Here is a 570-nt window from a genome sequence, read left to right as displayed (position 1 = left end):
TAAATGTTGCATTAAACTCGTCACCACTTGTTAACTCCCAAACACTGTCAATTCGAGTACCTTGCACATCATCAACTTGATACCAGTAAGGATTCGGGAGAGCAGCTAAATCAATACCACTTGGATCGCTGACAGAAACTGTAGCAATTACTTCTTGGTTATCATTGGTTACATTGATTTCATCGGGGGATACCGATATATCACCGACTGTTGGGCCATCGGTATCAAAAGTGCTAGAACTAGTAACGGTAAAAGTAGTTTCATGCCCACCATTTGTACTTCTATAGCCAAGGTTATCTCTGAATGCTGTCGAGCCAACTCGCCAAGTTCCACCTTTAGCTCCCATAGGTATGATCACTGTTGATATAAATGTTGCATTAAACTCGTCACCACTTGTTAACTCCCAAACACTGTCAATTCGAGTACCTTGCACATCATCAACTTGATACCAGTAAGGATTCGGGAGAGCAGCTAAATCAATACCACTTGGATCGCTGACAGAAACTGTAGCAATTACTTCTTGGTTATCATTGGTTACATTGATTTCATCGGGGGATACCGATATATCAC

The 570-nt window shown here is 41.4% G+C and carries 1 protein-coding gene; it reads right to left on the bottom strand.

Features of this window, described 5'->3' with window-relative positions; genetic code table 11:
- On the bottom strand, nt 1–570 hold a 570-nt coding region (locus tag Q4493_RS17720; protein ID WP_303455598.1), incomplete at both ends, for a hypothetical protein.

Origin of the sequence: Colwellia sp. 1_MG-2023 (genome assembly GCF_030546755.1) — a bacterium.
Classification (GTDB): Bacteria; Pseudomonadota; Gammaproteobacteria; order Enterobacterales; family Alteromonadaceae; genus Thalassotalea_H.
This window is presented reverse-complemented; position numbering and strand designations above follow the sequence as displayed.